Source organism: Collinsella sp. AM34-10, assembly GCF_003469185.1.
In the GTDB taxonomy this organism is placed as follows: domain Bacteria; phylum Actinomycetota; class Coriobacteriia; order Coriobacteriales; family Coriobacteriaceae; genus Collinsella.
Window position 1 is genome coordinate 65,132 of record NZ_QSIL01000007.1, and the last position, 21,825, is coordinate 86,956.

Genomic DNA, 21,825 nt, shown 5'->3' on the forward strand with positions numbered 1-21,825 from the left:
TCCCCAATAGATCATTAGGAACGTCCCTAAGTGCCAGACTCGGGTGGGACTTTTGTCCCATTTGACGTTCCGTTGGCCCAGATATTCGTCATGCGTACCCGCAAACGTGGGACAATGGCGCTGTTGGTTTTACAGACAAAGGATGTGCCTATGAACACCCTCGCCGCCAAAGTCAGCCGGCAGCGCCGCCCGTTTGCGCGATTTGTTTCCATTTGCGCGCTCGTCGCGTGCGCACTGCTGCTGTTGCCCGCCGTTGCACGTGCCGACGGCTACTCCATGACCCAAACCTATATCGGCGCCACGGTTGAGGCCGACGGCTCGCTGACCGTTGTCGAGGGACGCCAGTTTGATTTCGATGACGACATCAACGGCGTGTTTTGGGAGATCAATACAGGCTCTAACCAGCAGGGCGGCGCGGCGAGCGTCGACGTGCTGGGCGTTGAGGAAGGCGACGCCGCATTTAACAAGGTCGACTATGCAAACAAGGGCGACCGCGGCGTGTATACGGTTGAGCAGACTGGTGACGGCGTAAAGATCAAGGTTTTCAGCCCCCACGAGAGCGGCGACAGCGCGATCTATTACGTGAGCTACACCATGACCGGTGCGGTTATGAACTGGGCCGATACCGCCGAGCTCTACTGGAAGTTTGTGGGTGACGGCTGGTCCGCGGATTCCGATGACGTCGAGATGGAAGTGCGCTTCGCAAATGCCGCTGCCGGGACGGCGGCCGTCAAGGGCGATAACTTCCGCGCGTGGGGCCACGGCCCGCTGACGGGCGACGTGTCGCTCGATGAGGACGAGCCCATGGTCACCTATGCCATTCCCTGCGTGCATCAGGGCGAATTTGCCGAGGCACGCATCGCCTTCCCCAGCGACTGGGTGCCGCAGCTTGCCGCTTCGGGCGAAGAGCGCATGTCAACGATCCTGAGCGAAGAGAAGGAATGGGCTGACGAAGCTAACGCCCGACGTGCTCACGCTCGCATGATCGCCAATGCACTTGCCGTGCTAAGCGTTGTCGCGGCGATGGCCTTTACCGGCACAATCGTTGTGCTCAAGCTGCGTAAGCGCAAGCCCAAGCCGCTTTTCCAAGACGAGTACTTCCGCGATGTGCCCTCCGCCGACCATCCCGCGGTGCTTGCAACTCTTATGAGCTGGAACAACGTGCCCGATCAGGCATATATCGCCACGCTGATGAAGCTGACCGACGACCGCGTGATCAAGCTGGAAGAAGCGACCGAGGCCAAGAAGAAGGGCCTGCTCCGTCGCGAAAAAGAGGAGCAGACGTATCGCATCACGGTGACCGACGAGGCCTGGAAGGCTGCCAAGAAGGACGGCATCGATCGCGATGTGCTCAAGGTCTTCTTCGCCGGCGTTAAGCCCGATAAGGACGGAGTCCGTTCGCGCACGTTTAGCGAGCTGGAGGAGTACGCTAGCGAGCGCACCACATCTGTTGGCGACAAGCTCGAGGACTATCAGAGCACGGTTAAGGGCAAGCTGGAGGCGCGCGAGTTTATCGCATCGGATGGCACTATCGCGATGGTGGCCGGCCTGGTTCTCGGCATCATCATTGTCTTTGGCATTCTGGGCTCTCTGATCTATACCGACTTTGCGGACGCCAACGTCGGCGCCGCTATGATCTCGATTCCCGTCACGATCGTGGGCTTTGTCCTGAGCTGCACCTTCCGCCGTTACACGCCGGAGGGCGCCGAGGTGGCGGCTCGCTGCAAGGCGCTCAAGCATTGGCTCGAGGACTTTACGCGCCTGAAGGAGGCTATCCCCAGCGACCTGATCTTGTGGAACAAACTGCTGGTGATGGGCGTTGCCCTGGGCGTTTCTAAAGAAGTGCTGCGACAGCTGGCCGAGGCCGTGCCTGCGGATCTGCGCAACAGCGACGATTTCTACGACAACTACCCCTGCTACTGGTGGTATTACCATCACTACGGCAACGAGTCTCCGCTCGATTCGTTCAACGATGTGTATCACGAGACCATCCGCGAGCTGGCTTCGAGTTCCGATAGCTCGAGCGGCGGCGGTGGCGGTGGCTTCTCTGGCGGCGGAGGCGGCGGCGTCGGCGGAGGCGGCGGTGGAACGTTCTAGCGGTCCTAAATTATGGGATGGGCTTTTCTCGACAGCCGTCGGGGGGAGCCCATCTCCTTTTTTATGCGCTACCTACGAAGACTGTCCCCAACGACTAGTCACTGGGGACGTTCCTAAATGACTAGGTATGGCTGCTGGGCCTAGGCTGTTAGGTCCAGCTCGTAGAGGAAGCTTTCGCGCGGCATGTCGTGACGGCGCTCTTCGCGGTTGGCGCGGTGCGTGGCCGCGCGCTTAAAGCCGTGCAGCTCGTAGAACTTCCACGAGCAGTTGGAGTCGGTGTACAGGTGCGCCCTCGTCGCCCCGCGCGAGGACAGGTACGATACCGCGGCGTCGAGCAACACCGAGCCAACGCCCAGGCCGTGGACATCGCGATCCACGGCAAGCAGCGTGACCTCGTTGTCGTGCGGCAGCGGGCTGCTCTCGAGCAGGCGGTTGTTGGTTCGGATAGTTGCGCGCACAAACGAGAGATACTCGGCGCAGGCATCGGGCTCCAGCTCACGCATTTGCGATAGCAGCGCGCGTTCGGTATCCATCCAATGTTCCTTAACGGTGGCGCCGGAGCTCTGTCCCGCACGCGCGAGCGAAATGCCACGCGCCTGACCGTCGATTACGGCAACCTGCGAAAACGTCGACGACGAAAGGCAATAGGCGAGGTCGCACGCGGCCTCAAGGCGGTTGTACTCATCGTTATCCGAATTGTTATGCCAAAGCTGCTGCAGAATCAGCGCGATGGCGTCGAAGTCTTCGGTATCAAACGGTCGGTAGAGAACCCGCGAGACCATGGTGCCTCTTTCTTTTGCGGATGCATATCGAGCACAGTTCTACCACGCTATTGGCATCTAATTATGGTGCCCCTGTGTTCCATGAACTCACCGTGCCCGGTGCTGTGCCCATCCTCTCCGCTCACAAACTTTTTCTGCACATGCGCCCGTTGCGGGGTGCATCGATGCGCTCGATGCGCTACATTGAATCAGTATTTTCAATGCCGCTGCGCGAGCGCTGCAGATCGACGTATCACCGACTCACAGAGCACGGCGGCGTACCAGACAGGAGGACTGCATGGGATCTGATGTGAAGATCGCACGCGCGTTGATCTCGGTTACCGATAAGACGGGCGTCGTCGATTTCGCACGGACGCTGGTTGACGACTTTGGCGTCGAGATCATCTCTACGGGCGGCACGGCTCGTGCCATCGAGGACGCGGGCGTTCCCGTAACCCCCATCGAGGAGTTCACGGGCTATCCCGAGATGATGGACGGCCGCGTTAAGACCTTGCACCCCAAGGTTCACGGCGCGCTGCTTGCTCGTCGCGATTCCGAGCAGCACATGCAGGAGGCCGCTCAGCACGGCATCAAGCTGATCGACTTGGTCGTCGTCAACCTGTACGAGTTCGAGAAGACCGTCGCCAACCCCGAGGTCACCTTCGCGGATGCCATCGAGCACATCGACATCGGCGGTCCCTCTATGCTGCGCTCCGCCGCCAAGAACGCCGCGAGCGTTACCGTCATCTCCGACCCGGCCGACTATGATGCCGTTCTGGCCGAGATGCACGAGACCGGTGGCTGCACCACGCTTTCCACCCGTCGTCGCCTGCAGGTGAAGGTCTACCAGACCACCGCCGCCTACGACACGGCTATCTCACGTTGGCTTGCCGCCCAGGCAAGCGATGTGGCGGACACTTCTGCCAAGCTCGAGATCTCGCTGGAGAAGGTCGACGACCTGCGCTATGGCGAGAATCCTCAGCAGAAAGCTACGGTCTACCGCTTTGCCGAGGGCTGCGAGAACACCGCGAGCTCGCAGTTCCCGCTCGTTGGCTCCGAGCAGATCCAGGGCAAGCCGCTCAGCTACAACAACTATCTGGATGCCGACGCCGCTTGGAACCTGGTCCGCGAGTTCGACGAGCCGGCCTGCGTGATCCTCAAGCATCAGAACCCCTGCGGCTCCGCCGTGGCCGAGGGCATCACGGCCGCCTACGACCGCGCCTTCGCCTGCGATCCCAAGAGCGCCTTTGGCGGCATCATCGCCTGCAACCGCGAGGTCCCCTATGAGCTGGTTGAGCACTTTGCCGATCAGAACAAGCAGTTCGTCGAGGTTATCATTGCCCCGAGCTACACTGCCGAGGCGCTCGAGCGTATGGCCAAGCGCCCCAACCTGCGCGTGTTGGCTACCGGCGGCGTGGACCACGGCGCCCAGGTGGAGCTGCGCTCCGTCGACGGCGGCATGCTGGTGCAGGAGGTCGACCACGTGACCGAGGATCCCGCGACCTTTACGTTCCCCACCGACCGCAAGCCCACCGACGCCGAGATGGCCGAGCTCGAGTTTGCCTGGAAGGTCTGCAAGGGCGTCAAGTCCAACGCCATCCTGGTCTCCAAGGGTAAGGCCGGCATTGGCATGGGCCCGGGTCAGCCCAACCGCGTTGACTCTGCACTGCTTGCCTGCGAGCGCGCCGAGGACTTCTGCGAGCGCGAGGGCGTGGAGAAGGGCGGCTTTGCCTGTGCAAGCGACGCGTTCTTCCCGTTCCGCGACAACGTCGACGTGCTTGCCGCGCACGGCGTGACCTGCATCATCCAGCCCGGCGGCTCCAAGCGCGACGACGAGAGCGTCCAGGCCTGCAACGAGCATGGTATTGCGATGGTCTTCACGGGGGCCCGCCACTTCCGCCACTAAGTAGGGAACCGGCGCTGCGGCTTGCCCAGCCACCGCACCTTGCCGTTCATTCGTCGCTCGCGTACCCAAGTACGCGTCGCTCCTCTTTCACGGCAATCTGCGGCACCTGGGCAACCCTCGCCGACCTGTTAGGTTGACTGGGGAGGATGGGATGTTATCTCGTCCCTTGGATTGGCCTCGCTTCTAAAATAATCTCCGCAAAAGACGGTCGCTCCGTTTGGAGGGCCGTCTTTTTGGTATAAGAGGACGGAATGACTAACACGAAAGGTATGACCATGCCCCAGATTGATGATGCCGAGCTGTTTGGCAATGCCGAGGACCAGCGTGCGTACGAGGACTTTTGCGCCAATCAGGAGGCGGTCGAGAAGTTCACGCTCGACAAGCCCGCGCTTGTCTGCCGTTGGCGCATGTCCAACAAAAAGGTGCCCATGCTCAACCGCCACATCCGCGCACTGTCCGAGCGCCTGGTGCAGGGCGAGCCGCTTACCCATAACATGCTCAGCTGGGCCAAACAGCACGTTGAGTGGTCGCTTGCCGAGGGCGATTACACCGCGCGCGACGGCGTGCTCATGCTGGTGATCGACATCAACGGCAACGCCGCCATGACGGTGGGGGAGTACGAGCCGCTCGCCGATACGTCGGCCAAGGCGCTGCGCGCCCGCTCCGCTGAGGCCCGCTCCGAGGCCGACGAAACCGGCGTGGCGCCCGAGCTGCTCGCCGCCGTCAACAACGGCGAGCTTGCCTTTGTGGCGCCGGCGGACGAGTGCCTGTGCGGCACGGCGACGCTCATCGAGCAGCTGGCCCAGACCAAGGGCATCCCGGTCACGCGCGTAGACATTCCCGCGCAGCTTAAGGGCGCGCTGTTCCTGGTGAGCGACGAGCACGGCGTGGTCCCTGCCACCGACGGTGACGCTGCCGACTCCGATGCCGCCACGGTCGCCTTCTTTGCCGACGGCTACGAAAAGCTTCGTGCCCGCCGCTAAATGATTTTTCTGGGACGGGGATTTAATAATCACTTGATCCTCGCTCCCGTTGCGAGCGAGGGGCGAACCAAACGCTTTCGTTCGCGAACAGTTCTGTCACCTTGGCGCCGCGCGCGGTGCACACCTGCAGTTTCGCAGCCATAATGGTGGCAAGACAACCAAGAGGGGAGCGGAACCCATGCCGCTGATCTATATCGTTGAGGACGACGAGACCATCCGTCGCGAGCTCGCCGACATCCTCGCCCGTGCCGGTTTTGGGGTTGAGGCCTGCGGATCGTTCGAGCACGTCTCGCGCGATATTCTCGCCGCCGCGCCCGACCTGGTGCTGCTCGACCTGACGCTTCCCGTCAAGGACGGCCAGCATATCTGCCACGAGGTTCGCCGCGAATCCGAGGTTCCCATCATCGTCCTCACGTCTCGCACGACCGAGATCGACGAGGTCATGGCCATGACGCTCGGCGCGGACGACTTTGTTCCCAAGCCCTACAGCGCCCGTGTGCTCGTGGCGCGCATCAATGCCTTGCTGCGTCGCACCGCAGCGGCGGGCGAGTGCAGCACGCTCGTCCACAAGGGACTGGAGCTCGACCTCGCCCGCTCCATGGTCACCAACATGCAAACCGGCACCAGTACCGAGCTCACCAAAAACGAGCTGCGTATCCTCTCGCTGCTTTTGAGCCGTGCGGGCAAGATCGTTTCGCGCTCGGCCATCATGCAGGACCTGTGGGACTCCGATACCTTCGTGGACGACAATACGCTCACCGTCAACATCAACCGCCTGCGTACTACGCTCGAAAAAATCGGCATCAAGGGATATCTGACCACGCACCGCGGCCAGGGCTATTCGGTCTAGGGGCCGGTCATGTCGTTTGCCAAGTTTTTTAAAGATGCACTGCTTCCCGTCGCCGTGTGGACGTGCGGCGTGCTGCTGAGCTGCTTTGTGCTGACGGTCGCTGGCGCTTCCGTTTCTATCGTGGTCGTGGCGGTCTGCGTGTCCTTTGTCTTTGGCATGCTCGGCATTGTGATCGAGTACGCGCGCCGTCGCCGTTTTCTGCGTCAGCTGGAGCGTGCGGCCGAGGAGCTCGAGAGTCCCGCATGGGTGCAGGAGATGGTGCAATGCCCGACCTATGCCGAGGGCGAGCTCGAGTACGAGGTCTTGCGTCGCGTGGGCAAAGCTGCTTGCGACGAGGTTGCCGAAGGCCGGCGTCAGACCGATGACTATCGCGACTATATCGAGAGCTGGGTCCACGAGGCCAAGCTGCCCCTGGCGGCGGCCCACCTGATTTTGGAAAACCTGGACGGCAGCGAAGACGACCTGTCGCGCGTGGATGACCTGGGCCGTGAGCTGGCTCGCGTGGAGCGCTATATCGACCAGGCACTGTACTACGCGCGCTCGGAAGTCGTGGAGCGGGACTACCTGATTCGCCGCTGGGATCTCAAGACCTTGGTGACGGGCGCGATTAAAGCCAACGCGCGCGAGCTCATCGCGGCGCACGTGGCCCCGGTGTGCGAGAACCTCGACTTTGAGGTCTTTACCGACGAGAAGTGGCTCGAGTTTATCTTGGGGCAGCTCATCCAGAACAGCATTAAATACGCGTGCGAGGACGGCGCGAAGATCGTGTTTTCGGGCGCGTTGCTGGACGAGGGTCTGGCGAGTGAGCGCATTGAGCTCACTGTTGCCGATAACGGCTGCGGCGTGAGTGCGGCAGACCTGCCACGCGTGTTCGAGAAGGGCTTTACCGGCGACAACGGCCGCACCACCAAGCGCGCAACGGGCATCGGCCTCTATCTGGTGGCACGCCTGTGCTCCAAGATGGGCATCGACGTCACCGCGGCATCCGATTCCGGCGAAGGCTTTGTTGTCACGTTTGCCTTCTCAACCAACAAGTTCCAATACTTTGAGTAGTCAGCCCGTATAGCGTAGACGTTCAGGATCTTCCCATTTAAGAAGAAATCAGGCTTTTCGGCAGCTATATTCCCGAACGGGAACATTGCTAATGTAGTCAACACTATATTCCCGTACATGAACATAGTGCTACAGTTTTATACTATGTTCACGGGCAGGAATATAGCTGGAGGCGTTATGAGAACGGTGACAACGATTAAAAAGCTGGATGGGCGCGTCAAGCTCAAACCGTCGGAAGCCGCTTTCTCGGAGCGCACGGTTTTCGATCCCTCTGAGATAGGGAAGGCCCTTAGGCTCAGAAGGCGTGAGCTCGGCTTGACTCAACGTGACGTCGCGACTATGACGGGTCGCAGCCTTCGTGTGATTGGTGATATCGAACGGGGGCGGACAACGGTCGAAATTGGTGTCATTTTCGATTACGCCTCCATCGTGGATATTGATTTTATTCTGAAGGTGAGGGGGAAGTAATGGATGGCACGCTGTTCGTTCACCGTGAGTTTAATGGGTCTTACCAGCTGGTCGGCATATTGGAGGAAAATGCGGGGTTTCCGATATTCACCTATAGCCCCAAATATCTCGAGAGCGGTGATGCGGCGCCGATTTCGATCTCGCTGCCGTTGACGGCCGAGACATTTAGTCCGGACGCAACGGGTTCCTTTTTCTCCGGCATTATTCCGGAGGGGCAGCTCAACAGGGACCTTGAGAAAAGGGCGCGAGCGGAACGCGGAGATTACTTCAAGGTACTCGATTTGGTCCGCGATGAACCCGTCGGCGCCCTGGTTCTGACGCGAGAGCCTTCGGGCGACAGCCTCGAAATGGACTATGAAGAGATAGGTGCGGAACAGCTAAGCGGGCTGGCATACGCACCGGCGGAGGTTGCTTTTGATTTAGCGCTAGAGAGTCGAATCTCCCTTGCAGGTGCTCAGGCGAAGATCGGTCTCTACCATACGGGCGATGACCCATGTGGTGGATGGTACCTGCCTCATGGAGCGGCTCCATCCACGCACATTCTCAAGGCGGGGTCGAAAACGTTCCCGGGCGAGACAGTGTGCGAAGCGATGTGCGTGAGAGCCGCCTCTCTGATGGACCTATCGGCCGAAGAGTGTTTTCTTATCCGAGTTGAGGATGCCGAGCCAATTATCGCCGTGAAGCGATTTGACCGAGTAACGTCTGATGCCGGACGCTCGGTTGACGGATTGCCAATTCCATACCGTTTGCATCAGGAAGATGTTTGTCAGGCCAAGGGCGTCTCGCGTGAGCTTAAATATGAGCCGACGGGCGTCAATTACCTGGGGCTTATCGTCGATGCGGTGCGAAGGGCGTCGACGAATCAAATGGAGGACAGGTTCCTTGTCGGCTATAACCAGCTGTTCGACTATGCCGTAGGTAACTGTGATAACCATCTAAAGAACTGGTCGCTCGTATGGGACGAAAGTTGGAAGCAGGTGAGGTTGGCGCCGCTCTATGACGTGCTGTGCACAACGGTTTACCCCAGTCTCGTTCGTGAGATGGGCGTCTCGTTTGGTGGGAGCCGCAAGATTGACGAAGTAACGCGCGGGTCGGTGATGAGCCAAATGATTGGGGCGGGTTTGCCCGGGGGAATTGTCGCCGGAATGATTGCTGATACCTGCAATGAGGTTCCAGACGCGCTAAGAGACGCCGCGCGCGGTCTCAAAGAAGAGGGTTTTCCCGAAGCGGAGGTAATGTTCGAGAAGATCATTCCAGAAGTGCAAGCTCGTCTAAGCAGGATCGCCTTATAGTAAAAACGTGCCATCCCAAACAAAACGTGCCGCCCCAAACGGGGCGGCACGCCATTTTTCTATCAGACAACTCGCTGAAGTAAGGCTGCGAAGGCCGCGAGGCCGGGAGGGGTTTCCTAAGGGCACATCCCGCAGCCGCGAAGCGGCGAGGACGTGCCTGTGGAAACCCCGCAGGCCCCGCGGCCGGTGGGAGCAACGCTACTTTACGACCAAGATGTCGCAGTCCGTATTGCGCAGCAGGAACGTCGAAATCGAACCCAGGAGCGCGTACTTGATCGAGGACAGGCCGCGTGCGCCGCAGAGTACCAGGTCGGGCTTGACCACGTCGAGCATCTCGTCTTTGAGCGTCTCGCGAATACGGCCGGCGCGAATCATGACCTCGACCTCGGGAATGTCGGGATTGGCCTTGGCCTCTTCGAGCTGCTTGGCGATGGAGTTCTTAAATGCCTCCTCCAGTCCGTTGACCAGATCGACCGGATAGGAACCAGCGCTCTCGAGTGCCGTGGAATCGATAACGTGGCCGATGATTAGCTTGGCGCCGTTGTTCGCGGCGACCTTGATGGCGCGTGCGAGCACAAAATCCTGCTGCTCAGTACCGTCGAGTGAAACAAATACCTTGGTGTAGCCCTCGTTCATGGTTTCCTCCTTGGTCTATCGCACGGGCGTGGGGCTCGTGCATCGGGCGGGCGCGGATGCGTGGCCGCCGGACACTTTATCTTGTTGCAGTTATACCCAAGGATTTGGGTTTGACCGCTCGCAATTCTGTGAACGGGCGAGTTTTTTGGTAAGGGTAGGCGCAGGCGCGCCGCCAACGGTTGATAATGGGACATCGCCCGCACCGTCCGCAGAACAATATCGGCGGGTGTCTAACGAGGGGGTCCCTTTGGATATCATTGAGCTTCTAAAATCTGCCTTCATGGGCCTGGTCGAGGGCATCACCGAATGGCTGCCTGTTTCGTCGACCGGTCACATGATCTTGGTGGACGAGTTCGTCAAGATGAACGTGAGCGAGACGTTCTGGAATATGTTCCTGGTCGTGATTCAGCTTGGCGCCATTTTGGCCGTCTGCGTTTTGTTCTTCTACGACCTCAACCCGTTTTCTCCCAGCAAGGGCAAGGAGGGCCGTCGCGACACCTGGGTGCTATGGGGCAAGATTGTGCTCGGCTGCATTCCCGCCGCGGCGATCGGTCTGCCGCTCAACGACTGGATGGAGGAGCATTTCTACAATGCTCCCGTCGTGGCGCTGGCGCTCATTGTGTACGGCGTGCTGTTTATCGTGATCGAGAACTGGCGCGCGAACAAGCGCGACCAGGCTGCTCTTGCCGGTTCGTTTGGTTCGCGTGCCGTGGTGGTGGGCGGACGCCCCGCCGGCGCGCATTTTGCCGCGCCCGCTGCGGCTGCCGCTTCAGATGATGACGATAACCTTGACTTTGGCTCCATCACTACGCTCGAGGATCTGAGCTGGAAGACCGCGCTGGGTATCGGTTGCTTCCAGGTGCTTTCGCTGATTCCGGGCACATCGCGCTCCGGCTCCACCATCATCGGCGGCCTGCTACTGGGCTGCACGCGCTCGGTGGCGTCTAAGTTCACGTTCTTCCTAGCCATTCCCGTCATGTTTGGTGCGAGTGCGCTCAAGCTGGTCAAGTACTTTATTAAGGGCGGCACGTTCGGCACCAACGAAATCGCCATCCTGGGCGTGGGCTGCGTCGTCGCCTTTGTGGTGTCGCTCATTGCCATCAAGTGGCTTATGGGCTTCGTGCGCCGTCACGACTTCAAGTGCTTCGGCGTCTACCGCATCATCCTGGGCATCGTGGTGCTCGCGTACTTCTTTGTCCTGGAGCCTATGCTCGGCCTGTAACTTGGTTGACGCTGCGCGGCGACCAGAGCGACAACTTGTCATTCAAAGGGGGTGGCATGACCAAAAGGTCTATGCCGCCCCCTTTTCATGCCAATTTGTTCGCTCTGGCCGCCGCTCGCTGCTGCTGTCATGACATCGGCGGTTTCGTGATTGTCAATAGATTGGTGCAAAGCAACCTGACCCCAATGCACCAAATTCGCTGGGGCGGGCCTGACGGTGGCGCACGGAGTCGTGGTGTGATTTGCGTCGGTGTCCGCGCGGCTCGGTATACTGGTACGGCTCAAACTATGGCGCCGCCCGCAGGCGCGCCGTCCGTCAGATGAGGAGTCGCCCATGACCCAGCCCCTGCCCTGGGAAAAGAACGCCGCGGTACCCGTACCGCCCGCGCCGGAACCCGTGCCGCTCGATGCATACACCGCCCCTGCTGCGCCGGAGCCCGAGCTCGTTCCGCTCGACATCTACGACGCTCCCGCGCCGGCGCCCAAGCCCGCCAAACCGCTCGTCGACATCGACAGCCTTAATCCCGCCCAGCGCGAGGCGGTCCTGTCCACCGAGGGCCCGTTGCTGGTGCTCGCCGGCGCCGGCTCGGGCAAGACCCGCGTCTTGACCTTCCGCATCGCACATATGCTCGGCGACCTGGGTGTTAAGCCTTGGCAGGTTCTTGCCATTACGTTTACCAACAAGGCCGCGGCAGAGATGCGCGAGCGTCTGGCGGCACTCATTCCCAGCGGCACCCGTGGCATGTGGGTGTGCACCTTCCATGCTATGTGCGTGCGCATGCTGCGCGAGGACGCCGACCTGTTGGGCTACACCGGCCAGTTCACCATCTACGATGACGATGACTCAAAGCGCATGGTGCGCGACATTATGCAGGCGCTCGGCATCGAGCAAAAGCAGTTCCCCATCAACATGATCCGCAGCAAGATTAGCTCGGCCAAAAACGCCATGATCGGCCCCGAGGACATGCTCAAGAGTGCCGATAGCCCCAACGACAAAAAGGCCGCGCAGGTCTACCTAGAGCTGGAGCGCCGCCTGCGCGCCGCCAATGCGATGGACTTTGACGACCTGCTCGTGCGCGCGCTCGAGCTGCTGCGCACCCGTCCCGAGGTGCTCGATAAGTACCAAGAGCGCTTCCGCTACATTAGCGTCGACGAGTATCAGGACACCAACCACGTCCAGTACGAAATCGCCAACCTGCTGGCCGCTAAGTACCAAAACCTCATGGTCGTGGGCGACGATGACCAGTCCATTTACAGCTGGCGTGGCGCCGACATCACCAACATCCTGGACTTTGAGAAGGACTTTAAAAACTGCAAGACCGTCAAGCTGGAGCAGAACTATCGCTCTACGGGTCACATCCTGAGCGCCGCCAACGCCGTGGTGCGCCACAACTCGCAGCGCAAGGACAAGCGCCTGTTTACGGCCGAGGGCGATGGCGAGAAGATCCAGGCCTTCCAGGCAAGCGATGAGCGCGACGAGGGTCGCTGGATTGCCGGCGAGATCGAGAAACTGCATGCCAAAGGCACGAGCTACGACGACATCGCCGTGTTCTATCGCACCAACGCCCAGTCGCGTATCCTCGAAGATATGTTCCTGCGCGCGGGCGTGCCCTACAAGATCGTGGGCGGCACGCGATTCTTCGACCGTGCCGAGATCCGCGACGTCATGGCCTACCTTAAGATGATCGTGAACCCGGCCGACGAGATGAGCGTCAAGCGCGTCATCAACACACCTCGCCGCGGCATCGGTTCCACCTCGATCCAAAAGATCGAGCAGCTGGCGCGCGACAACCGCTGCTCGTTCTTCCAGGCTTGCGAGATCGCGTGTGCCGAAACCGGCATGTTTAGCGCCAAGGTGCGCAACGGCCTGTCGAGCTTTGTGTCGCTGGTGCGCGAGGGTCGCCGCATGGACGGCGAGCTCAAGGACGTTGTCGAGATGATCGTCGATAAGACGGGCTTGCTGCAGGCGTTTCGCGCCGAGGGCACCATGGAGTCCGAGAGCCGCGCCGAGAACATCCAGGAATTCCTGGGCGTCGCTGCCGAATTTGAGGAGACGCACGAGGACATCGAGGGTACGCTCGAGAGCTTGGAAGAGCTGCGCGCAGCCGGTGTTGCCGACGTGCCTGCCGGCGCCGAGCCCGAGCCCGTCGTGGTGAGCGCGCCTGCGCCCGAACCGGGGCCATCTGCCCCGGCATCCTCGTTTGAGGCACTCGTCGGCGCGCGCGATGCCGCGGGCTCCAATCCGCTCGATAGCCTGGCTGCTCCGGCGCTGTCTCCGCAGGATGCCCTGGCTGCTGCCATCGCGGGCAACGCGTATGCCGCGCCGACGGAGATGCCGGCGGGTGCCGTGCATGCCGACGAGATTGAGCGCACCTACGGTCCGCTCACCTGTAAGGCGCTGCCGGCACTCATGGAGTGGCTGGCCCTGCGCTCCGACTTGGATTCCCTGGCCGGCGAGACGCATGCCATCACCATGATGACCATCCACTCCGCCAAGGGCCTGGAGTTCCCTGCGGTGTTCGTGGCCGGCATGGAGGAGGGCATCTTCCCGCACGTGCACGACTTTGGCGGCAGCGATGACCCGGGCAAGCTCGAGGAGGAGCGTCGCCTGGCCTACGTTGCCATCACGCGCGCCCGCAAGCGCCTGTTCCTGACCTATGCGGCCACGCGTCGCACCTACGGCTCGACCTCTGCCAACCCACGCTCGCGCTTTCTCAATGAGATTCCGTTTGAGGATATCGAGTTTAGCGGTATCGGTTCTGCCGGTTTTGAAGGCACGGGCTGGGAGAAGCGCGGCGACCGTCACGGCACCTTTGGCTCGGGCATGGGTTCGGATATGTATGGCGGCAAGGTGTTTGGCTCGCATACGCGCTCGACCGGCGGTTCCGGTTCGCGCGGTGGATCGAGCTTTGACGATTTCTGTGGCGGCAGCAGCTACGGGACCGAGCGCCATCGTGGGGTCTCGCCCGACGCCGGCCGTGTTGCATCGACCTTTGGCTCGGGCGCGCCGCGAGCCAAAAAGCCGTCGTCCAAGGTGTCCCCGACGGTGGAGCGCAAGGTCGATCGCGCCAGCGCATCGCAGGACTTTGCCGCGGGCGATACCGTGAGCCATAAGACCTTTGGCACGGGTACCGTGATCTCGGTCGCCGGAGACATGATCGAGGTCCAGTTCGAAAAGACCGGCCAGACCAAAAAGCTGATGAAGGGCTTTGCGCCGATCGTCAAGCTGTCGTGATTCCGGCGGACCTGGGCGGGCGTATAGGGCAACATCGCCTGCTCGGACAGTCCTGCGCAAGACGGAGAGCACATTAAGTGCTCTCCTTTGCGTGCGGAACTCGCGATCGATGTTGCCCTATACGCCCGCCCAGGTCCTTAGATAACGTTGCTTGCGAACGTCGCTCTGCTCGTTCGCTTTTTGATCTGGAGAGCCGGGTGGGCTGATAGATTAATAGATATGAGTAGGGGCTCCCCCGTTAAAGAACGGGGGAGCCCCTTGTTGCGTTTGGGTTGTTGGTGCGACCTAGAGGTGCGAGACGATCAGTTCCATCTTGCCTTCGAGTTCGATCTGGTCCACGGTGCTCGGAGCTAGCAGGTGGCTTCCCTTGTGGACGGGGTCGCCGCAGACGGTGCCTTCGCCGTCGATGACCGACAGGCACATGAAGGGCCAGCGCTGGTCGATGGTTTTGCTGCCGTCGACGCGCACGCGATCGACGGTGTAGCAGGGGTTGGACTCGAGCTCGGTTACGCCGTCCACCTCGGGCGCGGTCACCGTGCCGTCGGTCGGAGCCTGAGCATCAAAGTCGATGCAGTCGAGGCTCTGCTCAATGTGCAGCGGGCGCAGGTTGCCGTCGGTGCCGGGACGGTCGTAGTCGTACAGACGATACGTCACGTCGCTCGACTGCTGCGTCTCCAAAATGAGCGTGCCGGTCTTGATGGCGTGCACGGTACCGGAATCAATCTGGAAAAAGTCGCCCTTGTGAATCGGCAACACGTTGAGCATGTCGTCCCAACGTCCTTCCTCGATCATTTGTGCGGCCTCGGCGCGGTCCTTGGCACGCTGGCCGACGATGATCGTGGCGTCGGGCTCGCAGTCCAGCACATACCAACACTCGGTTTTGCCCAGGCTACCGTTCTCGTGCTCGGCAGCGTACTCGTCGTTGGGATGAATCTGGATCGAAAGGTCGTCCTTGGCGTCCAGAATCTTAATGAGCAGCGGGAACTCCTTGCCCTCGCAGTTGCCAAAGAGCTCGCGATGCTCGGCCCACAGCCACGACAGCGTGTGGCCGGCATACGGGCCCTCCGCAATCTGGCAGTCGCCGTTGGGGTGGGCCGAGATGGCCCAGCACTCACCGATGGGGCCATCGGGAATGTCGTAGCCAAATACGGTTCCGAGCTGGCGACCGCCCCAGATCTTCTCGTGGAAGATCGGCGTCAGCTTAATCAAATCGGACATGTTCATACCCCCATTGTGTTGCGCGGGCGCTGCACAAAACAGCTCAAAGCGAGCGCCCGGATGACTACAAAAACCTATGCCAACGTTACGTTGTGCAACTCAAAGCGGTCGCCAACGTTGCGCGAGACCGAATACTCAAAGGCGGTGCCGCTGTCCAAAAAGCCAATCTGGGTGAGCTCGAGCAGGGGAGAGCCAGGCTTGGTGTCCAAGCGCTCGGCTTCTTCCTCGGTTGCTGCCACGGCGCGAATGGTACGGTGGAAGCTCGAAATCTTCAGCCCACATTGCTCGCGGATGAAGTGGTAGACCGATCCGTACAGGTCCTTCTTTTTAAGGCCTGGAATCAGCTCGAGGGGCATGTAGGTGTACTCGATAACGATGGGCTTCCCATCGGCCTGACGCACGCGCACGATGTGATAGGCAAAGTCATCCTCGGCAATTCCCAGCTGGGCTGCGATGTCCGCTGGTGGATTAACAATCGAGAAATCGTAGACCACCGAGGTCACCTTCTCCCCGCGGTGCTCATACGAAAAGCCCTGGGCACGGTCGTTTTTGCCCTGGAAAAACGCCTGACCGGGAAGTCCCGCCGTGTCCTTAACGTAGGTACCCGATCCGCGTCGGCTGGTAATAAGACCTTCCTCGGTGATTTGCTCGATAGCTCGTTTGACGGTGATTTTGGAAACGCTATAGAGCTCGCAGAACTCAACGACGGTGGGAAGCTTGTCGCCCGGTTTAAGAGTGCCATCCTCGATGCTTCGACGAATATCTGCAGCTATCGCCTCGTATTTGGGAATCATTGAACCTCCTTTCCGACATATATCAATACGCAAGTAAGTATAACCCTTAACAAGGCACCCATATAACCTTTATCTAAGAAGCTCGAGAAAGAAAAAAGAAAAAGACGCTTTACTTTTAGAATTAGAGCGCTATAGTTTAAGCAACGAACGGAATCTTTCCGCAGAACAGGATCGACCGTTTGGGGACGGTTTTGTTTTGGCGGGTTGGATATCGGTATGACCGGTGCGCGCCCGCGCCGGATAACCTGCCAAAGCAAACCCGTCTCCAACCGGAAGCTCTAGAACACGAAAGCGAGGACTTTGATGGCACAGTATCAGCTGCCCAACGACTTCTTCTTTGGCGCTGCTATGTCCGGCCCGCAGACTGAGGGTCAGTGGAACCAGGGCGGCAAGCTCGAGAACCTGTGGGACACCTGGTCCATCCAGGATCTGGGCTCGTTCTACAACTGCGTTGGCTCTTACGCCGGCAATGACTTTATGGCCAAGTACCAGGAAGACCTTCGCATTTTGAAGGACTTGGGCCTGGATACCTATCGCACTTCCATCCAGTGGAGCCGTCTGCTCGATGCCGACGGCAACCTTAATGAGGAGGGCGCCGCGTGGTATCACGAGTTGTTCCGCGCCTCTCGCGAAGCCGGCCTGGAGCCGTTTGTCAACTTGTACCACTTTGACATGCCCACCTACCTTTTTAACCGTGGCGGCTGGGAGAGCCGTGAGGTTGTCGAGGCTTACGCACATTACGCCGACGTCGCCTTCCACGAGTTTGGCCAGGAGATCAAGTACTGGTTCACCTTTAACGAGCCCATCGTCGAGCCCGAGCAGCGCTATCAGGAGGGCGTGTGGTTCCCGCAGCTCCACGACTTTAGCCGCGCTCGCACCGTGCAGTATCACATCTCGCTGGCACATGCGCTGGCCGTGGCCAACTACCGTCGCGCCTATGACGAGGGCGCCGTTCGCAGCGATGCCAAGATCGGCATGATCAACTGCTTTACCCCGGTCTACACCAAGGAGAACCCCAGCGAGGCGGACCTCGAGGCCGTGCGTATGACCAGCGGCATCAACAACCGCTGGTGGCTCGACCTCATTACCAAGGGCGAGCTTCCCGCCGACGTGCTCGACAGCCTGGCCGAGGGCGGCGTTAAGCTTCCGTTCCGTGCCGGCGACCAAGAGATTCTTAAGCAGGGTGTTGTCGACTGGCTCGGTTGCAACTACTACCACCCCACGCGCGTTCAGGCGCCGGCGAGCAAGATCGACCAGTACGGTCTGCCGCACTTTGCCGACGAGTACGTGTGGCCCGACGCCGTTATGAACGAGAGCCGCGGCTGGGAGATCTACCCGCAGGGCCTCTACGACTTTGGCATGGACTGCGCTAAGAACTACCCCGATCTTGAGTGGTTCGTTTCCGAGAACGGCATCGGCATCATGGACGAATACAAGAACCGAGACGCCGAAGGAACCATCCAGGATGACTACCGCGTCGACTTTGTACGCCAGCACCTGGAGTGGGTTGCCAAGGCAATTGCCGAGGGCGCCAAGTGTCGTGGATACCATTATTGGGCCGTCATCGATAACTGGTCTTGGGCGAATGCCTTTAAGAACCGTTACGGTTTTGTCGAGGTCGACCTTATGGACGGCTACAAGCGCCGCCTTAAGAAGTCGGCAGCTTGGCTCAAGCAGGTCGCCACGACTCACGTGGTTGATTAGCGAACGGGCGAACGCCCAGACCGCGCGCCGCTGCGCGCAACACATGGCACATCTGGTGGCAGAGGGCGACAGACCACCGTGCGCATAGGAAAAGGCCGGATTTGAAAGTTAGGAGCAATCATGGCCAGTGACAACGGAAAGAGCTTCCTCGACAAGTTTGCCGAGGTCTCTGCGAAGGTGGGAAACCAGGTTCACCTGCGTTCCCTGCGTGACGCCTTCGCGACCATCACGCCGCTCTATATCCTTGCGGGTATCGCGGTTCTTATTAACAACGTCGTGTTCCCTCTGTTCCCGCTCGATGCGGCGGGCCTTGCCAACCTTCAGACGTGGGGTTCGGCAATTACGCTGGGCACCCTCAACGTCTCTGCCATCATCTTGGCTGGACTGATTGGCTACAGCCTCGCTAAGAACGAGCGCTTCGATAACCCGCTCGCTTGCGTGGTCGTCGCCATCTCCGCTTTCGTCATCATGATGCCGCAGCAGATCACCGCCACGCTTGCCGCCACGAGTCCGCTGCTCACCGACAAGATTACCTCTGCCGAGGTCACGGGCGCCCTTTCGACTGCCAACACCGGTACCAACGGTCTGTTCGCGGCCATTATCATCGCCCTGCTCTCCGTTACGCTCTTCATTAAGATTTCCGGCGTCGAGAAGCTCAAGGTCAAGCTGGGCGAGGGTGTGCCTCCCGCGGTCTCCAACTCCTTTAACGTCATGATCCCGATGCTGCTCAACCTCTCGATCTTCGCCATTGCCGCGGCTCTGCTCGCCGTGTTTGCCGGCACCGATCTGTGCACCATCATCTCCACGTGCATCTCCAACCCGCTCAAGAGCATCATGAACGCCGGTCCGTGGGCTGTTATCCTCATCTACACCCTTGCTAACCTGCTGTTCTGCGTCGGTATTCACCAGTCCACCATCTCTGGCGCTACCGTCGAGCCGATCCTGACCATGCTCATCGTCGACAACATGGCTACCTTTGCCGCCGGTGGCACCATCCAGCCCGATCACTACATGAACATGCAGATCGTTAACAGCTTCGCCCTCATCGGCGGCTCGGGCTGCACCCTCATGCTTCTGCTCGACACGCTCCTGTTCTCCAAGAACAAGGCTTCCGAGACCGTTTCCAAGATGGCTATCCTGCCTGGTCTGTTCAACATCAACGAGCCGGTTATCTACGGTTACCCCATCGTGTACAACCTGCCGCTCATGATCCCGTTCGTCCTTCTTCCCGATCTGTTCATCGGCATCACCTATGGCCTTACCTGCGCAGGCATCATCAGCCCCTGCATCGCCCAGGTGCCCTGGACCATGCCTCCCGTCATCAATGCCCTGCTCGCTACGGGCTTTGACTGGCGCGCCGGCGTGTGGCAGGCTATCGAGCTTGTCATCGGTATGGCTGTCTACCTGCCCTTTATGAGGATCTCCGAGAAGGCCATCGCCAAGCAGGAGGCCCTTGCCGAGCAGAACGCCTAAACGTTCGTTTTCCCTTTCACCTTTGCGGGCGCCGGTACGCGGTGCCGGTGCCCGCACCTCTCTTTTGCGTAAGGGCGCAGAAGGAGGGCACAATAACCGCAAGGAATACAACCAGTCGTCGTCTGCGCGCCGCGCAGTTATAAGGAGGAAACCATGAAGAAGATCATGCTCTGCTGCAATGCCGGTATGTCCACGAGCCTGCTGGTCCAGAAGATGCAGGCCGAGGTTGCGAACCGTGGTCTGGATATTGAGGTCGAGGCTCGTCCCATGAACGAGGCCCACGATCACCTGGACGAGTGCGACATGTTGCTGCTTGGCCCGCAGATCGGCTACACCAAGGGCGATTTTGAGAAGGAGGCCGCCGGTCGTTTTCCGGTCGAAGTCATCAACATGGTCGACTACGGCCGCATGAACGCTGCCGGCATCATCGACCACTGCGTCAGCGTGATGGGCTAGGTGCTCCGCATGGACGATATGAACGAACTGCAGATGACCTGCTTTGAGATCATCAGCTACGTCGGTACCGCCAAGAGCATGTACATCAATGCCGTGCAAAAGGCCAAGGAGGGCGATTTTGACGCCGCCGAGGAGCTTATCAAGCAGGGCGACGAGGCCTATAACGGTGGTCACGATGTTCACATGGGGCTTCTGAAGAAGGAGGCCAACGGCGAGCGTAACGGCGAGGCCCCGTTGATTCTGCTGCATGCCGAGGACCAGATGGCCGGTACCGAGACCATGCGAGTCATGGCGACGGAGCTCATCGAGGTTCACAAGCAGCTGCAGGCACTTCAGGCCTAGTCGGCGTTATCGCCGCGATGGACCGTGCGGTCCAACAGACAACATAGTCCCTTTGACGGGCGCCGGGAGTCACCGCCTCCCGGCGCCCTTATTTTTGGGAATGGTCTTGCGTGGCCTGTTGGGCAGCCATTTGCGTTTTCCCAGATAAAACCTGCCAAAACAAACCTGTCTCTTTTTGGTAGGTTTTTGCCTTGGGAGCGGTACCATACAGGCAATGTTTAAACGAGAAAGGTGGGCTCCCATGGAACCTAAACAGTACTACATCGGCATCGACGTCGGCGGCACTTCGGTTAAGGAGGGCCTGTTCGACGAGGACGGAAACCTGCTTGCCAAGGCCAGCGTGCCCACGCCTCCCATCGTTGACGCTGCGGGCTTTGCCGCGGTGACCGAGGCTATCGACCAGGTGGTCGCCAAGGCGCAGATTCCGCGTGCCTTTGTGGCAGGCATTGGCCTGGCCGTTCCGTGCCCCATCCCGGCGTCGGGCGATGCCAAGGTCAAGGCCAACATTGCCATTAACCTGCCCGAGCTGAGGGTCGCCATTCAGGAGCACTGCCCCGATGCGGTCGTTAAGTATGAGAACGATGCCAACGCCGCTGCCATGGGCGAGGCCTGGCTCGGTTCTGCCAAGGGCGTGCAGAACGTGGTGATGGTCACCATCGGTACCGGCGTGGGCGGCGGCGTTATCGTTAACGGCGACGTGGTATCGGGCGTTGTGGGTGCCGGCGGCGAGATTGGCCACATGTGCCTGAACCCGGCCGAGGAGCGCACCTGCGGCTGTGGCGGCCATGGCCATCTGGAGCAGTATTCCAGCGCCACCGGCGTGGTGAGCAACTACCTTGCCGAGTGCAAGAAGGCGGGCGTCGAGCCCATTGAGCTCACCGGCCCCTCCGATTCCAAGGACGTGTTCCAGGCCTGCCGCGAGGGCGACAAGCTCGCGCTGGCCGCAGCCGACACCATGGCCGACTACCTTGGCCGCGCCCTGGCGCTTATCGCCAACGTGGTCGACCCCGAGATGTTCCTGATCGGTGGCGGCGCGTCCGCTTCGGCCGATGTTTATCTCGACAAGGTTCGCGAGCACTTTAAGCAGTACGCGCTCTCTGCCTCGCGCGAGACGCCCATTAAGGTCGCTTCGCTCGGAAACGACGCCGGCATCATCGGTGCCGCCTACGTAGCCCTGCGCGCCGCCGGTAAATAGTCGGTGCAGGAGGGCGGTGGTACAAGGGGGCAGACTTCGCCCCCAGGCTCGCCCCAAATTGCGCCGCGGCCCTTGCGTCTCATAAGGTTCGGCGCCAGCGTGCTACCATAGCTACGTCCAAGTACACATATCAAGTGGAGG

18 protein-coding genes are annotated in these 21,825 nt (G+C 60.2%); 14 read left to right on the top strand and 4 right to left on the bottom strand.

All coding sequences use genetic code 11. The features are described from left to right. Positions 1-150 precede the first annotated feature (150 nt). A complete protein-coding gene (locus DW823_RS07615; protein ID WP_158567296.1) occupies positions 151-2,097 on the top strand; it encodes a DUF2207 domain-containing protein in 1,947 nt (648 codons plus the stop codon). A gap of 140 nt (positions 2,098-2,237) precedes the next feature. Here DW823_RS07615 and DW823_RS07620 read toward each other — a convergent pair whose 3' ends face one another. Continuing rightward, positions 2,238-2,879 carry a GNAT family N-acetyltransferase gene (locus DW823_RS07620; protein WP_118081520.1) on the bottom strand — a complete coding sequence of 214 codons (642 nt, stop codon included), beginning with the start codon at positions 2,877-2,879 and terminating at the stop codon, positions 2,238-2,240. A gap of 277 nt (positions 2,880-3,156) precedes the next feature. Between DW823_RS07620 and purH the strand changes: the two genes are divergently transcribed. The 6 genes from purH to DW823_RS07650 all read left to right on the top strand — a co-directional run bounded on the left by purH (position 3,157) and on the right by DW823_RS07650 (position 9,410). Continuing rightward, positions 3,157-4,764 carry a bifunctional phosphoribosylaminoimidazolecarboxamide formyltransferase/IMP cyclohydrolase gene (gene purH, locus DW823_RS07625; protein WP_118081522.1) on the top strand — a complete coding sequence of 536 codons (1,608 nt, stop codon included), beginning with the start codon at positions 3,157-3,159 and terminating at the stop codon, positions 4,762-4,764. A gap of 251 nt (positions 4,765-5,015) precedes the next feature. Beyond that, positions 5,016-5,747 (top strand): hypothetical protein, encoded by a 732-nt coding sequence (locus DW823_RS07630; protein WP_118081525.1) that lies wholly within the window; start codon positions 5,016-5,018, stop codon positions 5,745-5,747. Positions 5,748-5,925: 178 nt separating this feature from the next. After that, the gene (locus tag DW823_RS07635; protein ID WP_118081527.1) at positions 5,926-6,597 is read left to right on the top strand and encodes a response regulator transcription factor; all 672 of its coding nucleotides are present in this window, start codon (positions 5,926-5,928) and stop codon (positions 6,595-6,597) included. Positions 6,598-6,606: 9 nt separating this feature from the next. Next, the gene (locus tag DW823_RS07640) at positions 6,607-7,650 is read left to right on the top strand and encodes a sensor histidine kinase (protein WP_117769932.1); all 1,044 of its coding nucleotides are present in this window, start codon (positions 6,607-6,609) and stop codon (positions 7,648-7,650) included. A gap of 177 nt (positions 7,651-7,827) precedes the next feature. Then, a complete protein-coding gene (locus DW823_RS07645; RefSeq protein WP_117769931.1) occupies positions 7,828-8,118 on the top strand; it encodes a helix-turn-helix domain-containing protein in 291 nt (96 codons plus the stop codon). Next, positions 8,118-9,410 (top strand): HipA domain-containing protein, encoded by a 1,293-nt coding sequence (locus tag DW823_RS07650; protein ID WP_117769930.1) that lies wholly within the window; start codon positions 8,118-8,120, stop codon positions 9,408-9,410. The genes DW823_RS07645 and DW823_RS07650 overlap by 1 nt, the downstream gene beginning before the upstream one ends. 198 nt (positions 9,411-9,608) lie before the next feature. Here the strand turns inward: DW823_RS07650 and DW823_RS07655 are convergent, their stop codons facing one another. After that, entirely contained in the window at positions 9,609-10,046 is a 438-nt protein-coding gene (locus tag DW823_RS07655) for a universal stress protein (protein ID WP_006235921.1), read from the bottom strand. A 247-nt stretch (positions 10,047-10,293) separates the two neighbouring features. On the opposite strand from DW823_RS07655, the gene DW823_RS07660 reads away from it, so the two are divergent. Continuing rightward, positions 10,294-11,268, top strand: coding sequence for an undecaprenyl-diphosphate phosphatase (locus tag DW823_RS07660; protein ID WP_118081529.1), 975 nt, complete (start codon positions 10,294-10,296; stop codon positions 11,266-11,268). A gap of 333 nt (positions 11,269-11,601) precedes the next feature. Beyond that, positions 11,602-14,502 carry an ATP-dependent helicase gene (locus tag DW823_RS07665; RefSeq protein WP_118081531.1) on the top strand — a complete coding sequence of 967 codons (2,901 nt, stop codon included), beginning with the start codon at positions 11,602-11,604 and terminating at the stop codon, positions 14,500-14,502. Between the two features lie 285 nt (positions 14,503-14,787). Here DW823_RS07665 and manA read toward each other — a convergent pair whose 3' ends face one another. Next, positions 14,788-15,726 carry a mannose-6-phosphate isomerase, class I gene (gene manA / locus DW823_RS07670; protein WP_118081533.1) on the bottom strand — a complete coding sequence of 313 codons (939 nt, stop codon included), beginning with the start codon at positions 15,724-15,726 and terminating at the stop codon, positions 14,788-14,790. 68 nt (positions 15,727-15,794) lie between these two features. Continuing rightward, on the bottom strand, positions 15,795-16,514 hold the full coding sequence (locus DW823_RS07675; RefSeq protein ID WP_118081536.1) for a GntR family transcriptional regulator: 720 nt from the start codon (positions 16,512-16,514) through the stop codon (positions 15,795-15,797). A 303-nt stretch (positions 16,515-16,817) separates the two neighbouring features. On the opposite strand from DW823_RS07675, the gene DW823_RS07680 reads away from it, so the two are divergent. From DW823_RS07680 to DW823_RS07700, 5 genes are all read left to right on the top strand, one after another. Further along, positions 16,818-18,218, top strand: a complete 1,401-nt coding sequence (locus tag DW823_RS07680) for a glycoside hydrolase family 1 protein (protein WP_117769925.1) — start codon at positions 16,818-16,820, stop codon at positions 18,216-18,218. Positions 18,219-18,338: 120 nt separating this feature from the next. Continuing rightward, complete coding sequence (locus DW823_RS07685) at positions 18,339-19,691, top strand: PTS sugar transporter subunit IIC (RefSeq protein ID WP_117769924.1); 1,353 nt, start codon at positions 18,339-18,341, stop codon at positions 19,689-19,691. A gap of 153 nt (positions 19,692-19,844) precedes the next feature. Continuing rightward, positions 19,845-20,147, top strand: coding sequence for a PTS sugar transporter subunit IIB (locus tag DW823_RS07690; RefSeq protein WP_035137700.1), 303 nt, complete (start codon positions 19,845-19,847; stop codon positions 20,145-20,147). A gap of 9 nt (positions 20,148-20,156) precedes the next feature. Beyond that, positions 20,157-20,489: a PTS lactose/cellobiose transporter subunit IIA gene (locus DW823_RS07695; RefSeq protein WP_199411361.1), complete on the top strand. Its 333-nt coding sequence runs from the start codon at positions 20,157-20,159 to the stop codon at positions 20,487-20,489. A gap of 241 nt (positions 20,490-20,730) precedes the next feature. Beyond that, positions 20,731-21,684 (top strand): ROK family protein, encoded by a 954-nt coding sequence (locus DW823_RS07700; protein ID WP_117820909.1) that lies wholly within the window; start codon positions 20,731-20,733, stop codon positions 21,682-21,684. The last annotated feature ends 141 nt before the right edge of the window (positions 21,685-21,825 follow it).

Bases quoted from the DNA above. Each gene is read 5' to 3' on its own strand.
- DW823_RS07645 (WP_117769931.1), top strand. From the start codon at position 7,828: ATGAGAACGGTGACAACGATTAAAAAGCTGGATGGGCGCGTCAAGCTC.
- DW823_RS07690 (WP_035137700.1), top strand. From the start codon at position 19,845: ATGAAGAAGATCATGCTCTGCTGCAATGCCGGTATGTCCACGAGCCTG.
- DW823_RS07655 (WP_006235921.1), bottom strand. From the start codon at position 10,046: ATGAACGAGGGCTACACCAAGGTATTTGTTTCACTCGACGGTACTGAG.
- manA (WP_118081533.1), bottom strand. From the start codon at position 15,726: ATGAACATGTCCGATTTGATTAAGCTGACGCCGATCTTCCACGAGAAG.
- purH (WP_118081522.1), top strand. From the start codon at position 3,157: ATGGGATCTGATGTGAAGATCGCACGCGCGTTGATCTCGGTTACCGAT.
- DW823_RS07680 (WP_117769925.1), top strand. From the start codon at position 16,818: ATGGCACAGTATCAGCTGCCCAACGACTTCTTCTTTGGCGCTGCTATG.
- DW823_RS07685 (WP_117769924.1), top strand. From the start codon at position 18,339: ATGGCCAGTGACAACGGAAAGAGCTTCCTCGACAAGTTTGCCGAGGTC.
- DW823_RS07700 (WP_117820909.1), top strand. From the start codon at position 20,731: ATGGAACCTAAACAGTACTACATCGGCATCGACGTCGGCGGCACTTCG.
- DW823_RS07635 (WP_118081527.1), top strand. From the start codon at position 5,926: ATGCCGCTGATCTATATCGTTGAGGACGACGAGACCATCCGTCGCGAG.
- DW823_RS07665 (WP_118081531.1), top strand. From the start codon at position 11,602: ATGACCCAGCCCCTGCCCTGGGAAAAGAACGCCGCGGTACCCGTACCG.
- DW823_RS07675 (WP_118081536.1), bottom strand. From the start codon at position 16,514: ATGATTCCCAAATACGAGGCGATAGCTGCAGATATTCGTCGAAGCATC.
- DW823_RS07695 (WP_199411361.1), top strand. From the start codon at position 20,157: ATGGACGATATGAACGAACTGCAGATGACCTGCTTTGAGATCATCAGC.
- DW823_RS07615 (WP_158567296.1), top strand. From the start codon at position 151: ATGAACACCCTCGCCGCCAAAGTCAGCCGGCAGCGCCGCCCGTTTGCG.
- DW823_RS07650 (WP_117769930.1), top strand. From the start codon at position 8,118: ATGGATGGCACGCTGTTCGTTCACCGTGAGTTTAATGGGTCTTACCAG.
- DW823_RS07620 (WP_118081520.1), bottom strand. From the start codon at position 2,879: ATGGTCTCGCGGGTTCTCTACCGACCGTTTGATACCGAAGACTTCGAC.
- DW823_RS07640 (WP_117769932.1), top strand. From the start codon at position 6,607: ATGTCGTTTGCCAAGTTTTTTAAAGATGCACTGCTTCCCGTCGCCGTG.
- DW823_RS07630 (WP_118081525.1), top strand. From the start codon at position 5,016: ATGACTAACACGAAAGGTATGACCATGCCCCAGATTGATGATGCCGAG.